The sequence below is a fragment of the Pseudarthrobacter sp. MOO13 genome, from assembly GCF_058267655.1.
On the sequence record NZ_CM177848.1, the window covers coordinates 4,307,309 to 4,322,549 of the forward strand.

Sequence of the window (15,241 nt, forward strand, 5' to 3'; positions counted from 1 at the left end):
GCACCACCACTCGCACCAATCGAAGGGAAAACCATGAGGAAACTGAACAGGATCGGCGGGGCAGCAGCCATTGCTGCCGCCCTGACGCTGACGGCCTGCGGAGGTGGCGGTGCCAGCGGCCCCGAAACAGCCAAGGGGCAGGAGGCAGGCAGCGACCTGTCCAAGCTGATCAGCATCAACGAGAAGCCGGCAGCCGACCTCCAGCAGGGCGGCAAAGTCACCCTGCCGCTGGGCAATATCGGCCCGGACTTCAACGGCTTCTCCAACAACGGAAACAGCGCTGACAACTCTGCCCTGCAGATTCCCATGAACCCGGTCGCCATGAACAGCGGCGGCATTGGTGGCTGCTGGAAGGTGGACTTCAAGGGCAAGGTCACCCCGAACCCCGATTTCTGCGAGTCGGTGAAGAGCGAGGTGAAGGACGGCAAGCAGACCATCACCATCGAGGTCAACCCCAAGGCCACGTACAACGACGGCACCCCGATTGACGTCAAGGCCTTCAAGAACACCTGGAATATCCTCAAGAGCGCGGACGCCGGCTACGACATTGTCAGCTCCGGAGCCTACGAATTCGTGGATTCCGTTGAGGCCGGCAGCAGCGACAAGGAAGTCATCGTCAAGACGTCCCGCCCGGTTTTCCCGGTCGATTCGCTGTTCTTCGGCCTGATCCACCCCGCCGTGAACACCCCGGAGATCTTCAATGAAGGCTTCAACGGCAACATGCACCCGGAGTGGATGGCGGGACCGTTCAAGCTGGACCAGTACGACACCGCGGCCAAGACCGTGACCCTGGTTCCGAACGACAAGTGGTGGGGCCAGAAGCCGGTCCTGGCCAACGTGACCTTCCGCCAGTTGGAGACCAGCGCACAGATCGCGGCGTTCAAGAACGGTGAGATCGATGCCATGTCCGCCAACACCATCTCGCTGTACAAGCAGCTGGACGGCACCAAGGATTCAGACATCCGCCGCGGCCAGCGCCTCTTTGCCGGTGGCCTGAACCTCAACGCCCAGCGCATCACCGACGTCAACGTCCGCAAGGCCATCTTCGCCGCCGTGGACCGCGAAGCACTCCGCAAGGTCCGCTTCAACGGCCTGAACTGGGAAGAGCCCAGCTCCGGTTCCATGATGCTGCTGCCGTTCTCCGAGTACTACCAGGACAACTACCCGGTCAAGGAAACCGGCCCCGACGCCGCCAAGAAGGTCCTCACCGACGCCGGCTACACCGCCAACGCCAGTGGCGTCATGGAGAAGGACGGCAAGCCCGCCTCCTTCAAGATCAGCAACTTCGGTGACGATCCCACCACACTGGCCGTGGCCCAGACCCTGCAGAAGCAGCTCCAGGCCGGCGGCATGGATGTGGGCATCGACCAGCGCGCCTCCGCCGACTTCGGCAAGGTCCTGGGCAGCCGCGAGTTCGACCTGAGCATCTCCGGCTACACCGTGGGCCCGGATGCCACCGACGCCGTCAAGCAGTACTACGACTCCAAGGTCAACGAGAACAAGCTGGGCGACGCCGACCTGGACAAGAAGATCGCCGACCTCGCCTCCATTGAGGACAACGCAGCGCGCAACAAGGCTGCCATGGACGTGGAGAAGGAGCACATGGCGAAGTACTACTCCATGGGAGTGGTCTTCAACGGCCCGCAGATCTCCTTCGTCCGCACCGGCCTGGCCAACTACGGCCCGTCGCTCTTCCAGAGCACCTCGCAGGTCCCGGACTGGACCACCATCGGCTGGGAAAAGAAGTAACCCACCGCAGTCCAACCAAAAAGCCGGCACCCCTGGTTCACCAGGGGTGCCGGCCCGTTTAACGCTGCGCGCTCCGCGGTAGCGTAGCTTCCATGACTGGAGCTGAAGGCGACCCCCGCACCATCCGCACCGCCGTCGTCGGCTACGGGCTGGCAGGGAGCGTGTTCCACGGCCCGTTGCTGGCAGCCAACGGCAACTATTCGCTGGACCTCATTGCCACGTCCGACGCCGGGCGGCAGGCGGCTGCCGCATCCCGGCTGCCGGGGGTGGACGTGGTGCGCGACGGCGCCGCTGTCCTTGCGCGGGCAGCTGACCTTGACCTGGTGGTATTGGCGACGCCGCCGGACACGCACTATCCGCTGGCCAAGGCGGCCCTGGAGGCTGGACTGGACGTGGTGGTGGACAAACCGTTCACGGTGACCCGCGCGCAGGGGCAGGACCTGGTTGAGGTGGCCCGGCAGCGGGGCAGGGTATTGACGGTGTTCCACAACCGGCGGTGGGACGGTGATTTCCTGACCTTGCGGAAACTGCTGGCTGCCCGGTCCCTGGGTGAGGTGACACGCTTCGAGTCCCGGTTCGAGCGCTGGCAGCCCACCATCGCCAAGCCGTGGAAAGCACGGGCCACGGCCGCGGACGGGGGAGGGGCACTGTTCGACCTTGGCAGCCACCTGGTGGACCAGGCGCTGCAGTTGTTCGGTCCCGCCACGGTGGCCCACGCCGAGCTGTCGGCGCGCCGGTCCGATGAGCGCGCGGACGATGACGTCTTCCTGGTCCTGCGGCACGAATCGGGCGTTACCAGCCACTTGACCATGAACATGCTGTGCGCGCAGCAGGAGCCGCGCTTCCGGGTGCTTGGTTCGGTGGGCGGGTACACGAAAAACGGCGTGGACCCCCAAGAGCCCTACCTTGCCGCCGGCGGCAGCCCCCTGGACGCCGCGTACGGGCAGGAAGCGCCTGAGTGGGCGGGGCTGCTGGGCCGTGACGGCCACCTGGACCGACTCCCCACAGAACGGGGGAACTACCCGGAGTTCTACCGGATCCTGGCGGACAAGATCCTCGACGGCGGCGTCAGCTCGCCGTTGCCGGCTCCCGTAGACCCGGAAGACGCTGTCGAGGTCCTAAGAATCATTGAAAAGGCACGTGAAATGGCCTCATAAGTGCCTTAACGTCGGAACGGCAGCCATCCAGAAAGCGTGCGTCAAAGCGACGAAGGAGCAGCACGCGTTGGATGACTGCCGTTCCGACGGCAACAGGGCCTAGGCCGAAACGAGGTCGTGCCAGTCGGCGACGAGCGGCAGGTTGTGCGCCTCGGACACCGAGTGGTGTGCCACGTGGCCGGCGGCGATGTTGAGGCCGGCGGCCAGGGCGGGGTCGCGGTCGAACGCGGCCTTGACGCCCAGGTTGGCCAGGGACACGGCGTAGCGCAGGGTGACGTTGGTCAGTGCGTACGTGGAGGTGTTGGGCACGGCGCCGGGCATGTTGGCCACGCAGTAGAAGATGGTGTTGTGCACCTTGTAAGTGGGTTCCTGGTGCGTGGTGGGGTGCGTGTCCTCGAAGCAGCCGCCCTGGTCCACGGCGATGTCCACCAGGACAGAACCGGGCTTCATCCGGGCCACGAGGTCGTTGGTGACCAGCTTGGGGGCCTTGGCGCCGGGGATCAGCACCGAACCAATCACGAGGTCGGCGTCCACCACTGACTTTTCGATCTCGTACTTGTTGGAGGCGACCGTCTTCAGCCGGCCCTGGTACTGGGCGTCGAGTTCGCGGAGCCGGTTGATGTTGATGTCCAGGATGGTCACGTCGGCGCCCAGGCCCAGGGCCATGGCGGCGGCGTTGGTTCCGGCCACGCCGGCGCCCAGGACAACCACCTTGGCGGGGCGGACGCCCGGGACGCCGCCCAGCAGCACGCCCTTGCCGCCGGCGGGTGCCATCAGCGAGGTGGCGCCCACCTGGACGGACAGGCGTCCGGCCACCTCGGACATCGGGGCCAGCAGCGGCAGCGTGCGGCCTTCCTGCACGGTCTCGTAGGCGATCGCGGTGACGCCGGAGTTGATGAGTTCCTGCGTCAGTTCCGGCTCTGCTGCGAGGTGCAGGTAGGTGAACAGGATCAGGCCCTTGCGGAAGCGGTGGTACTCGGCCTTCACCGGTTCCTTGACCTTCATGACCATGTCGGCGCGGGACCAGACGTCGTCTGCCTCATTGACGATCTCGGCGCCCGCGATCGCGTATTCCTCGTCGGTGATGCCCGAGCCCAGGCCGGCCCCGCGCTCCACCAAGACGGTGTGGCCGTGGGTGCGGAACTCGTGGACGCCGGCAGCGGTGATCGCTACGCGGAATTCGTTGTTCTTGATCTCTTTGGGGACGCCGATGATCATCGTCTGCTCCAAGGTGTGGTCCCGGCGGGCCGGGAAAGTGGAAGGATTTTCGTGTTTCAACGATAAATCCGCCTGTGAGCCAGGCGACATGGGCGGGGGTGAGGCCGGCCGGCGCAGGCGCGTGATTCCGGGGTTTTTGCCGTGCCAGGCTCGACAACTGTCGACTCCTGAAGCGTCAGGTGTCGCCTCGTGTTGGTTCGTGGGTCCGGCTGCGCAGGCAGTAGTGTGAGCCCATGCAGCAGCAGGGTGTGGAGCAACTCGTCGAACAGGTGGCACAGAAGCTTGGCCGCGGCCTATCCCTGGAGGACCTGGACGGCCTGCTGCTTGCCTACAGCTCCAACCAGTCCCACGCAGACCGAGTCCGGGTGAATTTCCTGCTGAGCAAGAAGGTCCCGGCGGATGTCAGCGCCTGGCAGCTCTCCCACGGGATCGCCACCGCCGTCCGGCCGGTGGTGATTCCGGGTAATCCGGACCTGGGCATGCTTGGCCGGGTCTGCGTCCCGCTGATGGTCCGGGGCTTCCGCGTCGGCTACCTGTGGGTGCAGCAGGACTCGGCAGAGGAAAGCCCGACGGCGATCCTCACCCAGTTGCCCGGCGTCAACCATGAGCTCGAGCTGCTTTCGGGGCTCCTGCTCGACTCGAACACGGCGGAATCAGAATTCCGGCGGGGCCGGGAGCGCGAGTTCCTGGCAGCCTGCGCCGGGGAACCCAACGCGGTGGCGGCGGTGGCGGGCTGGAAGGAAGTCCAGGGCCGCGGCCCCTGGCAGATGGTCACCATCCTCGACGCGGACGGCTGGGCCAGCGGGCCGGACCCCATCGCATCGGCCCTGATCCACCGTTCTACGGCGCTGCAGGCAACGGTGGGTGTGGATGCGGCCCTCTTCAGTGCCGGCACCGAAACCCATTCGGTGGTGCTGTTCCGCGAATCGACGGGCAGGGCCAACCACGCCCAGGTGCTGGTGCACTACCAGCTGGAGCTGGCCAAGCGCTCCGGCCGGCCGGTCCACCGGATCATTTTGGGCATCAGCGAGGGGTTCGCCAGGACGCGCCAGCTCGCAGAGGCCTACCGGCAGTCCCGGCTGGCAGCCCAGGCGGCCGCCGTCGACCCGCAGCTGGGCGAACTCGTGGACTGCCGCGCCACCGGCGTCTACCAGCTGCTCGCGTCGGCCGGCGGGGGAGTGGGTGCGTGGGCGGACTCCGGGTCCGTGTACTTCCGGATGCTTGAGGACCACGACCGCAACGGCGAGCTCATCCCCGTCCTGGAGCTGCTGTATGACAATGACGGCTCCGTCCAGGACGTGGCAACCCGGCTCCACTTGCACCGCAGCAGCATCTACAACCGGCTGGGGCGGATCCGTCAACTGCTGGGGGTGGACCCGCTGAAGGGCTTGCCGCGGCTGGAACTGCATGCCGCGCTCAAGATGCGGCGCTGGGCGGCAAGGCCCAGGATCTGACGCCAGGGAATCCCGGTTAGCGGGAGGGCGCCCCGTCGAAGGACCGGATGGCCTCCGCAACCTGCCGCGGGCGCACATGCTGGACCACGTGGCCTGCCTGCGGTATTTCCACGAAACTTCCCTGCGGCACGGCCTGGGCGAGCCGGATGCACCACTCCGGCCCGGCCACCTGGTCATGGTTGCCGCGCAGGACCAGGACGGGCACATTGATGCCGGCCAGCCGCCGCTCCGTGGGGTAAGCCATCATCACCGGCACTTCAGTGAGATACCAGCGCGGCCCGCAGCGGAAGTAGTCGGTGACCACGATCCAGTTGGATGAGGCACTTTCCCGGAGCAGCGCGTCCAGGAAGAGGGCCACTCCCTGCCGCGGGACGCTCCGGTGCCGGGAATCCACCACGGGTCCCATCAGGACCAGCCGGCGTGCCCGCTCCGGTGCGTAGAGCGCGGCCTCGATGGTGAACTGCACGCCCATCGAGTGTCCGACGAGGATGTAGGAGTCGATGCCGCTTGCCTTCAGTGCCTGGGCGATGAACGCGCCGTAGTCCTCCGCGGAGAGCTGCCTGCCGGGCCGGGGGGTGCCGGCGAAACCCGGCAGGTCAAGGGAGTAGGTGGGGGCGCCGGCCAGTTCGCCGTGCAAACGGCGAAGGTAGCGGTGGGAGACGCCGATGCCGTGAATGAGGACATAGGCCGGTCCGGCCGGGTTGCCTGCAGCGTCCTGTCCGGGTGCGGGCGTACCGTCAGCCCAGAACAACCTCCCCGTCAAACCATTGGCGGCCACCTCCGTAGAGCGCAGCCCGGCGTCTTTCCGGCGCAGGCCACGGGGAAACCGCACTACTCCGCCTCGCCGGCGCGGCCGGCGGCGGCCTTGTCCTGCTTGCGCTTCCGGTCCTCAAGCTTCTGGTGCTCCAGCCATGCAAGGATGTCGGCCTGCCGGATCCTGCGGTGCGAGCCGCGGTACTCCACCGGGATCTCGCCGCGGTCGGTCATGTTGCGCAGGTACGTGTGCGAGATCCCCGCCAGTTCCGCGGCCTGGGAGGTGGTCAGCATTTCCTCCACGCTGCTCACAGTCACCGTTTCGCCGCGGCCCAGCCGTGCCAGGAGATCCACGACGGCGTCCCGTGCCTGCGCGGGCAGCCGGTGGACGGTGCCGTCAACGAAGACGGTGATGTCGTTGCTGTCCTCCAGGGCGCGCGCAAGGCTGCCGGCCTCGCCTGCGGGCAGGCCGGCCGTAACGCGGGGGGCTATCAATGCCATGGACGTAGCCTATCCCGCGTCCGGCTGCCGGCAGGCGAGGCCGTTCCTCCGGATCAGAGCCCCAGTTCCTCCAGGACCGGCAGTTTCTCCCGGACCCATGCGCGGGCTTCCGTGGCGCTCGGCGCGGAGAGGGCAAGTTTTGCCAGTTCCTGGGCCTCGGAGAGCGTCACCGTCTTCAGCACGGCGGCCACCGCGGCGAGCGAGCGGGCCGTCATGGACAGGGTGGTCACGCCAAGCCCGGTGAGGACGACGGCGAGGGCGGGGTCCGCGGCAGCCTCACCGCAGACACCCACGGGCTTGTTGTGGCCTTCGGCCCTGGACCCTTCAACCGTGAGCCCGACGAGGCGCAGGACCGCGGGCTGCCACGGGGTGTTCAGGTTGGCCAGGGGGCCGAGCTGGCGGTCGGCGGCCATGGCGTACTGGGTGAGGTCGTTGGTGCCCAGGCTGGCGAAGCCCACTTCGCGGAGGATCGCTTCGGCGGTGAGGGCGGCGGAGGGGACCTCCACCATGACGCCAGGGGTCTTGATGCCGGCGTCCGCGCACATGGAGGCGAAGCGCGCGGCTTCCTCGGCGGTGGAGATCATGGGGGCCATGACCCAGACGTCGGCCTCGGACTGCTGCTGGGCCAGTGCGATGGCTTCCAGCTGCCGGTCCAGGACGCCGGGAGTGGTGAAGTCGGTGCGGTAACCGCGGACCCCCAGGGCCGGGTTGGGTTCCGTGGAGTCGGTCAGGAAGGGCAGGGGCTTGTCGGCGCCGGCGTCCAGTGTGCGCAGGACCACTTTCTTGCCGGGGAACGCGTCGAAGACACTCTTGTAGGCAGCTGCCTGCTCTTCGACGCTGGGTTCGGTGTCGCGTTCCAGGAAACAGAACTCGGTGCGGAACAAGCCCACACCCTGGGCTCCGAGCTTCGCAGCGGCCTCGGCGTCCTTGCCGCCGCCCACGTTGGCGAGCAGCGGCACCTCGTGGCCGTCCGCCGTCGTGCCCTTGCCGTTGAATTCTGCCAGCAGCGACGCCGTGGCAGCCCAGGCCTCGGCTGTCGCCCGGAGGGTCTCGTCCGGTTCCGAGGTGATGTTGCCGGCAGCGCCGTCGACGTACACCTCGGTGCCGTCCGCGAGTTCGTCAACGCCGACGGCGGCAACGACTGCCGGCAGGCCCAGGGACCGGGCGATGATGGCCGTGTGGGACTGCGGGCCACCTCCAGCGGTGACCAGCGCCAGGACCTTGTTGGGGTCCAGCGTGGCGGTGTCGGCCGGCGCCAGGTCCTCGGCCACCAGGACGAATGGGGTGTTGGAGGCGGGGATGCCGGGGGCGGGAACCCCGCGGAGCTCCGCGACGATCCGGGCACGGACGTCCAAGACGTCGGTGGCGCGTTCGGCCATGTAGCCGCCCAGGTTGTGCAGCATCTCGGAAACCGAGGAGCCGGATTCCCAGATGGCGCGTTCAGCGGAGGTCCCGCGCGCCACAAGCTTGGCCGCGCCCTTGATGAGCATGGTGTCCTTGGCCATCAACGCAGTGGCTTCCAGGACGGCCTTGCCGTCACCCACGGCATGGGTGGCCCGGTCCTTCAGTTCGTCGTGCACGGCCTGGGCCGCGGCCTTCAGTGCTGCAGTCGCTTCCTCGGCAGTGGTGCCGGCCGCCAGCTGCTCGCCGGCGGGCGGCTCGCTGATTGGTTTGGGCATCTGGCGGATGGTGCCGATGACGCGGCCCGGACTGACGCCTACTCCTGGGAAGTTCTGCACTGAAGGTCCTCATTCTCTGCCGGTAGACAGGCCCGCCAAGGTCTCCGGCGCCGTGCCGGGGCTGCCGGTGGACTGCTACGTCCAGGGCAGGAAACGTGCCTGAAAAAATTGTATGTGATTCAGTTCATATAGCAACGCTATAGGTGCTAGGGTAGCGGTTATGAGTTTGGATGGCCAGCTTCCCCCAAAAATGCGGCTGCTCCGCGCAGCCGCGGAGTTGCTGGCAAATTCCGCGGGAGCGCCGGTGTCCACCCGCCAGATCACCCAGCTGGCGGGCGTTTCGGCGCCCACGCTGTACCACCACTTCGGTGACAAGGAAGGACTGTTCGACGCCGTCGTCGCCGCAGGGTTTGAGGAATATGTCGCGGGCGAAAGGGATTTCGCCCCTTCCGGACAGCCGCTTGAGGACATCCGGAGAATGTGGGACAACCACGTCCAGTTCGGCCTGAACCAGCCCGAGCTGTACCTGGTGATGTTTGGCAACATCCGCCCGGAGAGCCGGCCCGCCATCGTGGCGGACGCCGAGTCGCTGATGGAGGAGATGCTGAACAAGGCAGCGGCGGCGGGCCAGCTGAACGTCCAGCCCAGGGAAGCGGCCAGGTCCATCCTGGCGGCCAACGTGGGCGTGACGTTGATGCTGATTGCGGAGTCTGCCGCCGAGAGGAACCTCGAATTGTCCACCATGACCCGGGACGCCATGATCTTCGCGGTGTCCGCCGAGCCTGCCAGCGGCCCGGCCGCGGGCAGCACCGGAAAATCCTCGGTGGTGGTGGCAGCGATCGCCCTGAACGCCGCACTTCAGGCCTCGCACTCTGACCAGCTTTCCAGCTCGGAACTCAAGCTCTTCCTCGAATGGCTGCACCGGATCTCCACCAGCACCGCCGGCTAAGCCCCAATCAGCGCATTACCCAGCACTACGTCGTCGTAATCATTCGGACCATCCTGCGGAGCAGCAGGAATGACGGTTAGGAAATCACATGGCAACAGAGACAGTTGCAAAACCCCGCACCAGCGCGCGCGTGCACGTCCAAAAGTTCGGGACATTCCTGTCCGGCATGATCATGCCCAACATCGGTGCGTTCATCGCCTGGGGCATCATCACCGCCCTCTTCATTGAGAAGGGCTGGCTGCCGGTGCCGCAGCTGGGTGGATTCGGCGAGACCGACGGGAAGCCCAACATCGGCCTCGTTGGCCCCATGATCACCTACCTGCTGCCCCTGCTGATCGGCTACACCGGCGGCAAGATGGTCTACGACGTCCGCGGCGGCGTGGTGGGTGCCATCGGCACCATGGGTGTGATCGTCGGTGCCGGCATCCCCATGTTCATCGGCGCCATGATCATGGGCCCGCTGGGCGGCTGGACCATGAAGAAGATCGACATGCTGTGGGAAGGCAAGATCCGCCCCGGCTTCGAGATGCTGGTCAACAACTTCTCCGCCGGCATTTGGGGTGCCTTGCTGGCCCTGCTGGGCTTCTACGGCATATCGCCCCTGGTCACTGCGTTCAGTACTGCTGCGGGCAACTTCGTGCAGTTCCTGGTCCACAACGGCCTCCTGCCGCTGACCAGCATTTTCATCGAGCCGGCCAAGGTCCTGTTCCTGAACAACGCCATCAACCACGGCGTGCTCACCCCCCTGGGCGTCCAGCAGTCGCTGGACCAGGGCAAGTCCATCCTGTTCCTGCTCGAAGCCAACCCCGGCCCCGGCTTGGGTATCCTGCTCGCGTACACGTTCTTCGGCCGCGGCGCAGCCAAGGCGTCGGCCCCCGGCGCAGCCATCATCCAGTTCTTCGGCGGCATCCACGAGATCTACTTCCCCTACGTCCTGATGCGCCCGCTGCTGATCCTCGGCGCCATCGCCGGCGGCATGACCGGCATCGCCACCCTCGCCGTCACCAACTCCGGCCTGGTGGCACCGGCCGCCCCGGGCTCCATCTTCGCCGTGCTGGCCCAGACCTCCCGCGACAGCTACTTCGGTGTGATCCTGTCCGTGGTCCTCGCGGCGGCAGTTTCCTTCCTGGTGTCCTCGGTCATCCTGCGGACCACCAAGCACAGCGATGAGGCGGACCTCGGCGACGCCACCGCCCGCATGGAAGAGATGAAGGGCAAGAAGAGCTCGGTTGCCTCAACCCTCACCGGCGCCGGCGTCGGAACTGCCGCGGGTGCCGCCGCCGGCCGCGGCGGGGTAGGCGTCCTGGCCGGCCCGGTGCGCAACGTGGTGTTCGCCTGCGACGCCGGCATGGGCTCCAGCGCCATGGGAGCCTCGGTGCTGCGGAACAAGATCAAGGCCGCCGGGTTCCCCGACGTCAAGGTCACCAACGCCTCGATCGCCAACCTCACCGACAGCTACGACGTCGTGGTCACCCACCAGGACCTCACCGAGCGTGCCAAGCCCGCGACGTCCAGCGCCGTGCACTACTCCGTGGACAACTTCATGAGCAGCCCGCGGTATGACGAGATTGTTGAACTGGTCCGCGAGAGCAACACCGAGCGCGAAGGCTCGGCCGACGCCGGCGCCACCCACGGTGCGCACGCCGCGGAAGCCCCGGTGGACGCTGCGCCCGCTGCCGCGGCAGGAACCGCCGCTTCCACGGCCGGGACCTCCGAGATCCTGGCACGGGAGAGCGTGGTCCTGACGGGTTCGGCCACCACCCGCGACGCTGCCATTGACGAAGCCGGGAGGCTCCTGCTGGCCCGGGGTGCCGTGGATGAGGGCTACATCGCCGCCATGCACGAGCGCGAGGAATCGGTGTCCACCTACATGGGCAGCTTCCTGGCCATCCCGCACGGCACCAACGCCGCCAAGGACCACATCCGCAAGTCCGCGGTGTCCGTGATCCGCTACCCCGAAGGCATCGACTGGAACGGCAAGGAAGTGAAGTTTGTGGTGGGTGTCGCAGGCATCAACAACGAACACCTGCACATCCTGTCCTCCATCGCCAAGGTCTTCACGAACAAGGAGCAGGTGGCCCGGCTCGAGGCTGCCACGTCCGAGGATGAAGTCCTGGAGCTTTTCGGAAAGGTCAACTCATAGTGAAGGCAGTACATTTTGGCGCCGGCAACATCGGCCGCGGCTTCGTGGGCCTGCTCCTGCACGATGCCGGCTACGAGGTGGTGTTCGCGGACGTGGCCGATGAACTGATCACCCGGCTGGCGGCCGCGGACAGCTATGCGGTCCACGAGGTGGGTGAGAACCCCGCCGTGCGGACCGTGGACAACTTCCGGGCGCTGAATTCCAACACCCAGGAGGCTGAGCTGGTCGCGGAAATCGCGACCGCGGATATCGTCACCACAGCGGTGGGTCCGCACATCCTGAAGTTCGTGGCGCCCGTGATCGCCAAGGGCATCGTCGCCAGGGAGCCCGGCCGGGCTCCCCTGCAGGTGATGGCCTGCGAGAACGCCATCAACGCCACGGACATCCTGGCCAAGGAAGTGGCCGCCCAGCCAGGCGCCGCAGCCGGGGCCCTGGATGGGAAGGTGGTCTTCGCGAACACGGCCGTGGACAGGATCGTGCCCAACCAGGAGCCCGGCCAAGGCCTGGACGTCACCGTGGAAACCTTCTACGAATGGGTCATCGACCGCACCCCGTTGGGTGACTCCGCGCCCGTGATCCCCGGGGCCACCTTCGTGGACGACCTCTCGCCGTACATCGAACGGAAGCTCTTCACCGTGAACACCGGGCACGCCTCCGCCGCCTACCTGGGGTTTGAGGCGGGGCTGGAAAAGATCTCCGACGCCATGGCGGACCAGGATGTGGCGGAAGATGTCCGGGCGGTGCTGGAGGAGACCAAACAGCTCCTGGTGGCCAAGCACGGGTTCAGCAACGACGAGCAGGAGGCGTATGTCCGGAAGATCCTGGTCCGGTTCTCCAACCCCTACCTGCCGGACACCGTCAACCGGGTGGGCCGCGCCCCGCTGCGGAAGCTGAGCCGCCACGAGAGGTTCATCGGCCCGGCGGCGGAGCTGGCAGAACGCGGCGTGGTGCCGGAGGCCCTGCTGGGCGCGATCGCTGCCGCACTCCGCTTCAACGATCCCGCAGACGCCGAGGCCACCGAACTCGCGGGCATCCTCGGCTCCGCCAGCCCGGCTGATGCCACGGCCAGGATCACCGGACTTGAAGCGGACCACCCGCTGTTCAGCGCCGTCGCCACCCTCGTGGAGGAACGGCAGGCCGAACTGGCAGGCGCCCCCGCCTGACGCGCGCCATCCCAGCGACGCCGGCACCCACTTCATCGCAGGAGTGGGTGCCGGCGTTCGTCCGTCGTGCAATACCCCGGAAACCCCCGCTCACCTTTTGCCCGCTTTCCCGCAACGCCCGCTCACCTTTTGCCCGCTTTCCCCAAACCTCCGCTCAGATCCTGTGCCAAGCTGGGCAGGTGACCGATACCCAACGTGCCGTGACTCCCTTGCTGACCGCCGACGTCGACGGCGGTACGTTCCGCCTCCGCCATGCCACCCCTGCCGACCTCCCGGCCATGGTGCAGCTGCTCGCCGACGACGCCCTGGGCGCCGGCCGCGAGACCGCACAGGACATGGAGCCCTACCAGCGGGCCTTTGACGCGATCGACGCCGACCCCGCCCACTTCTTGATCGTCGGCGAGGCCGTGCCGGTGGGGGACCAGGCCGGCCCCGTGGTGGCCACCTTCCAGCTCAGCTTCCTTCCCGGCATCTCCCGGCAGGGTGCCTGGCGTTCGCAGCTTGAAGGCGTCCGCGTTGCCGCGTCCCTTCGCGGGCAGGGCCTGGGGAAGCTGATGGTGGGCTGGGCCGTCGCGGAGTCCCGGCGCCGGGGTTGCACCCTGATGCAGCTGACCACGCACCACAGCCGCTCCGCGGCGCACCGGTTCTACGAGCAGCTGGGCTTCGAGGCCAGCCATGTCGGGATGAAGTTGACGCTCTGAGCCTTGACTGTTAGGTGCCCTAAATGTTAGGCTACCTAACGATGAACGACGATAACGCACTCCAGGAACTTGCCAGCGGATTCCGCGAGGCCCTCCGCCACAGCGTCTACCTGGTCCGGCGCCTCGACGCCGACGGTGAACTCAGCGCCGCCCAGCTCAGCACCCTCAAAATGCTGCTTGACGAGGGCCAGCGCGTCGGCGAGATCGCCCGCAATCTCGGGGTCCGCGTCCCCAGCGCCACCGAGCAGATCATCAAGCTCGAGCGCGCCGGGCTGGCCCGCCGTGAACCGGACCCGAACGACTCCCGCGCTGTCAGGGTGATCCTGACCCCCGAGGGCCGGGACGCCGTCGACTCGGCAAACCGGCGCCGCAACCAGGTGATGGCAGGCATCCTGAGCACCCTCAGCGACCAGGACCGCAAAGCCCTGGCTGACGCGCTGCCGGTCATCGACAAAATCAACGCTTCCCTCCAGAACTGAACCAGTGACGAATTTAGGAGTACCCTCCATGGACGGCCAGCTCGCAGAAACCCTGCCGGCACCAGAAAACACCCTGCAGGCTGAAAAGGCCTCATTCCTCAAGCAGCCGAAGGCGGTGTGGGCCACCGCGCTCGCTGCAGTGTTCGCCTTCATGGGCATCGGCCTGGTGGACCCCATCCTCCCCGCCATTGCCACCAACCTGCAGGCGAGCCCCAGCCAGGTCTCGCTGCTCTTCACCAGCTACTTCCTGGTCACTGCACTTGCCATGCTGATCACAGGGTTTGTCTCGTCACGGATCGGCGGCAAAAAGACCCTCCTGATCGGCCTGGCCGTCATCGTCATCTTCTCCTCGCTCTCCGGCCTGTCTGCCAGCGTCAGTGAGCTGGTGGGCTTCCGGGCCGGCTGGGGATTGGGCAACGCCCTGTTCGTGGCCACGGCCCTTGCCGTCATTGTCGGCGTCGCCAGCGGCGGTGCCGGGACCGCTATCATCCTCTACGAAGCCGCCTTGGGCCTGGGCATCTCGCTCGGCCCGCTCCTGGGCGCCCTCCTGGGCGGCTGGCAGTGGCGCGCGCCGTTCTTCGGCACCGCCGTCCTCATGGCGGCCGCCTTCATCGCCCTGATCGCCCTGCTGCCCAAGACGCCGCTGCCCGAGCGCAAGGTCCGCCTGCGGGACCCCTTGCTGGCACTGGGCCACAAGGGACTGCGGACGACGGCGGCGAGCGGCCTGTTCTACAACTACGGCTTCTTCACCATCCTGGCTTTCACCCCGTTCATCCTGGGCATGAACGCCTACGGAATCGGCGGCGTCTTCTTCGGCTGGGGCGTGGCCGTGGCTGTGTTCTCCGTCTTCGTGGCACCGCCGCTGCAGGCCCGCTTCGGTGCCGTCAAGGTGCTGACCGGCACGTTGTTCCTGCTCATGCTGGACCTGGCCGGGCTGGGCCTGGCGGCGGGGCACTCGGTGCCGGCCGTCGTCGTCCTGGTGATCGTCGCCGGTGCCCTGCTGGGCGTCAACAACACCATCTACACGGAACTGGCCATGGGTGTTTCCGATTCGCCCCGCCCGGTGGCGTCCTCCGGCTACAACTTCGTCCGCTGGATGGGCGGTGCCCTGGCCCCGTTCGCGGCCGCACAGCTCGGTGAGCACTTTGGCCCGCAGGTTCCGTTCTTTGCCGGCGCGGCGGCCATGGTGGTGGCCATCCTGATCGCCCTCGGCGGCCGGGCCTACCTCTCCTCACACGAACCACACGTGGTGTAAGCGGCCGGCAACAAACAAACCCTCCATCACGCCAGGTGAT

13 protein-coding genes are annotated in these 15,241 nt (G+C 67.0%); 9 read left to right on the forward strand and 4 right to left on the reverse strand.

Annotated elements, in window-relative coordinates; all coding sequences use genetic code 11:
* The first annotated feature begins 33 nt into the window (after nt 1-33).
* Together AC4EEO_RS19755 and AC4EEO_RS19760 are read left to right on the forward strand one after the other, a co-directional pair.
* The gene (locus AC4EEO_RS19755; RefSeq protein WP_133832354.1) at nt 34-1,749 is read left to right on the forward strand and encodes an ABC transporter family substrate-binding protein; all 1,716 of its coding nucleotides are present in this window, start codon (nt 34-36) and stop codon (nt 1,747-1,749) included.
* 92 nt (nt 1,750-1,841) lie between these two features.
* Nucleotides 1,842-2,906, forward strand: coding sequence for a Gfo/Idh/MocA family protein (locus AC4EEO_RS19760; RefSeq protein WP_491339540.1), 1,065 nt, complete (start codon nt 1,842-1,844; stop codon nt 2,904-2,906).
* A gap of 99 nt (nt 2,907-3,005) precedes the next feature.
* Here the strand turns inward: AC4EEO_RS19760 and ald are convergent, their stop codons facing one another.
* Nucleotides 3,006-4,124: an alanine dehydrogenase gene (gene ald / locus AC4EEO_RS19765; protein WP_133832433.1), complete on the reverse strand. Its 1,119-nt coding sequence runs from the start codon at nt 4,122-4,124 to the stop codon at nt 3,006-3,008.
* Nucleotides 4,125-4,357: 233 nt separating this feature from the next.
* On the opposite strand from ald, the gene AC4EEO_RS19770 reads away from it, so the two are divergent.
* Entirely contained in the window at nt 4,358-5,578 is a 1,221-nt protein-coding gene (locus AC4EEO_RS19770) for a PucR family transcriptional regulator (protein ID WP_018763677.1), read from the forward strand.
* Nucleotides 5,579-5,594: 16 nt separating this feature from the next.
* Here AC4EEO_RS19770 and AC4EEO_RS19775 read toward each other — a convergent pair whose 3' ends face one another.
* The 3 genes from AC4EEO_RS19775 to ptsP are packed head-to-tail and all read right to left on the reverse strand — an operon-like array spanning nt 5,595 to nt 8,571.
* Nucleotides 5,595-6,410, reverse strand: coding sequence for an alpha/beta fold hydrolase (locus tag AC4EEO_RS19775; protein WP_491339541.1), 816 nt, complete (start codon nt 6,408-6,410; stop codon nt 5,595-5,597).
* Complete coding sequence (locus tag AC4EEO_RS19780) at nt 6,410-6,832, reverse strand: helix-turn-helix domain-containing protein (protein WP_018763675.1); 423 nt, start codon at nt 6,830-6,832, stop codon at nt 6,410-6,412. Before AC4EEO_RS19780 ends, AC4EEO_RS19775 begins: the two co-directional genes overlap by 1 nt.
* Nucleotides 6,833-6,885: 53 nt before the next feature.
* Entirely contained in the window at nt 6,886-8,571 is a 1,686-nt protein-coding gene (gene ptsP, locus AC4EEO_RS19785; protein ID WP_491339542.1) for a phosphoenolpyruvate--protein phosphotransferase, read from the reverse strand.
* Between the two features lie 160 nt (nt 8,572-8,731).
* Between ptsP and AC4EEO_RS19790 the strand changes: the two genes are divergently transcribed.
* The 6 genes from AC4EEO_RS19790 (at nt 8,732) to AC4EEO_RS19815 (ending at nt 15,201) form a co-directional block, all read left to right on the forward strand.
* A complete protein-coding gene (locus AC4EEO_RS19790) occupies nt 8,732-9,460 on the forward strand; it encodes a TetR/AcrR family transcriptional regulator (RefSeq protein ID WP_109864202.1) in 729 nt (242 codons plus the stop codon).
* Nucleotides 9,461-9,548: 88 nt separating this feature from the next.
* A complete protein-coding gene (locus AC4EEO_RS19795) occupies nt 9,549-11,603 on the forward strand; it encodes a PTS mannitol transporter subunit IICBA (RefSeq protein ID WP_018763672.1) in 2,055 nt (684 codons plus the stop codon).
* Entirely contained in the window at nt 11,603-12,766 is a 1,164-nt protein-coding gene (locus AC4EEO_RS19800) for a mannitol-1-phosphate 5-dehydrogenase (RefSeq protein WP_491339543.1), read from the forward strand. The genes AC4EEO_RS19795 and AC4EEO_RS19800 overlap by 1 nt, the downstream gene beginning before the upstream one ends.
* Nucleotides 12,767-12,975: 209 nt before the next feature.
* A complete protein-coding gene (locus AC4EEO_RS19805; protein ID WP_133832431.1) occupies nt 12,976-13,467 on the forward strand; it encodes a GNAT family N-acetyltransferase in 492 nt (163 codons plus the stop codon).
* Nucleotides 13,468-13,508: 41 nt separating this feature from the next.
* On the forward strand, nt 13,509-13,946 hold the full coding sequence (locus AC4EEO_RS19810; protein ID WP_133832347.1) for a MarR family winged helix-turn-helix transcriptional regulator: 438 nt from the start codon (nt 13,509-13,511) through the stop codon (nt 13,944-13,946).
* 28 nt (nt 13,947-13,974) lie between these two features.
* Nucleotides 13,975-15,201, forward strand: a complete 1,227-nt coding sequence (locus tag AC4EEO_RS19815; protein WP_109864205.1) for an MFS transporter — start codon at nt 13,975-13,977, stop codon at nt 15,199-15,201.
* Nucleotides 15,202-15,241 lie beyond the last annotated feature (40 nt).

What these genes read in the sequence shown, in the direction of transcription:
- AC4EEO_RS19755 (WP_133832354.1), top strand. Translation starts at nt 34, where the DNA reads ATGAGGAAACTGAACAGGATCGGCGGGGCAGCAGCCATTGCTGCCGCC.
- AC4EEO_RS19760 (WP_491339540.1), top strand. Translation starts at nt 1,842, where the DNA reads ATGACTGGAGCTGAAGGCGACCCCCGCACCATCCGCACCGCCGTCGTC.
- ald (WP_133832433.1), bottom strand. Translation starts at nt 4,124, where the DNA reads ATGATCATCGGCGTCCCCAAAGAGATCAAGAACAACGAATTCCGCGTA.
- AC4EEO_RS19770 (WP_018763677.1), top strand. Translation starts at nt 4,358, where the DNA reads ATGCAGCAGCAGGGTGTGGAGCAACTCGTCGAACAGGTGGCACAGAAG.
- AC4EEO_RS19780 (WP_018763675.1), bottom strand. Translation starts at nt 6,832, where the DNA reads ATGGCATTGATAGCCCCCCGCGTTACGGCCGGCCTGCCCGCAGGCGAG.
- AC4EEO_RS19790 (WP_109864202.1), top strand. Translation starts at nt 8,732, where the DNA reads ATGAGTTTGGATGGCCAGCTTCCCCCAAAAATGCGGCTGCTCCGCGCA.
- AC4EEO_RS19795 (WP_018763672.1), top strand. Translation starts at nt 9,549, where the DNA reads ATGGCAACAGAGACAGTTGCAAAACCCCGCACCAGCGCGCGCGTGCAC.
- AC4EEO_RS19810 (WP_133832347.1), top strand. Translation starts at nt 13,509, where the DNA reads ATGAACGACGATAACGCACTCCAGGAACTTGCCAGCGGATTCCGCGAG.
- AC4EEO_RS19815 (WP_109864205.1), top strand. Translation starts at nt 13,975, where the DNA reads ATGGACGGCCAGCTCGCAGAAACCCTGCCGGCACCAGAAAACACCCTG.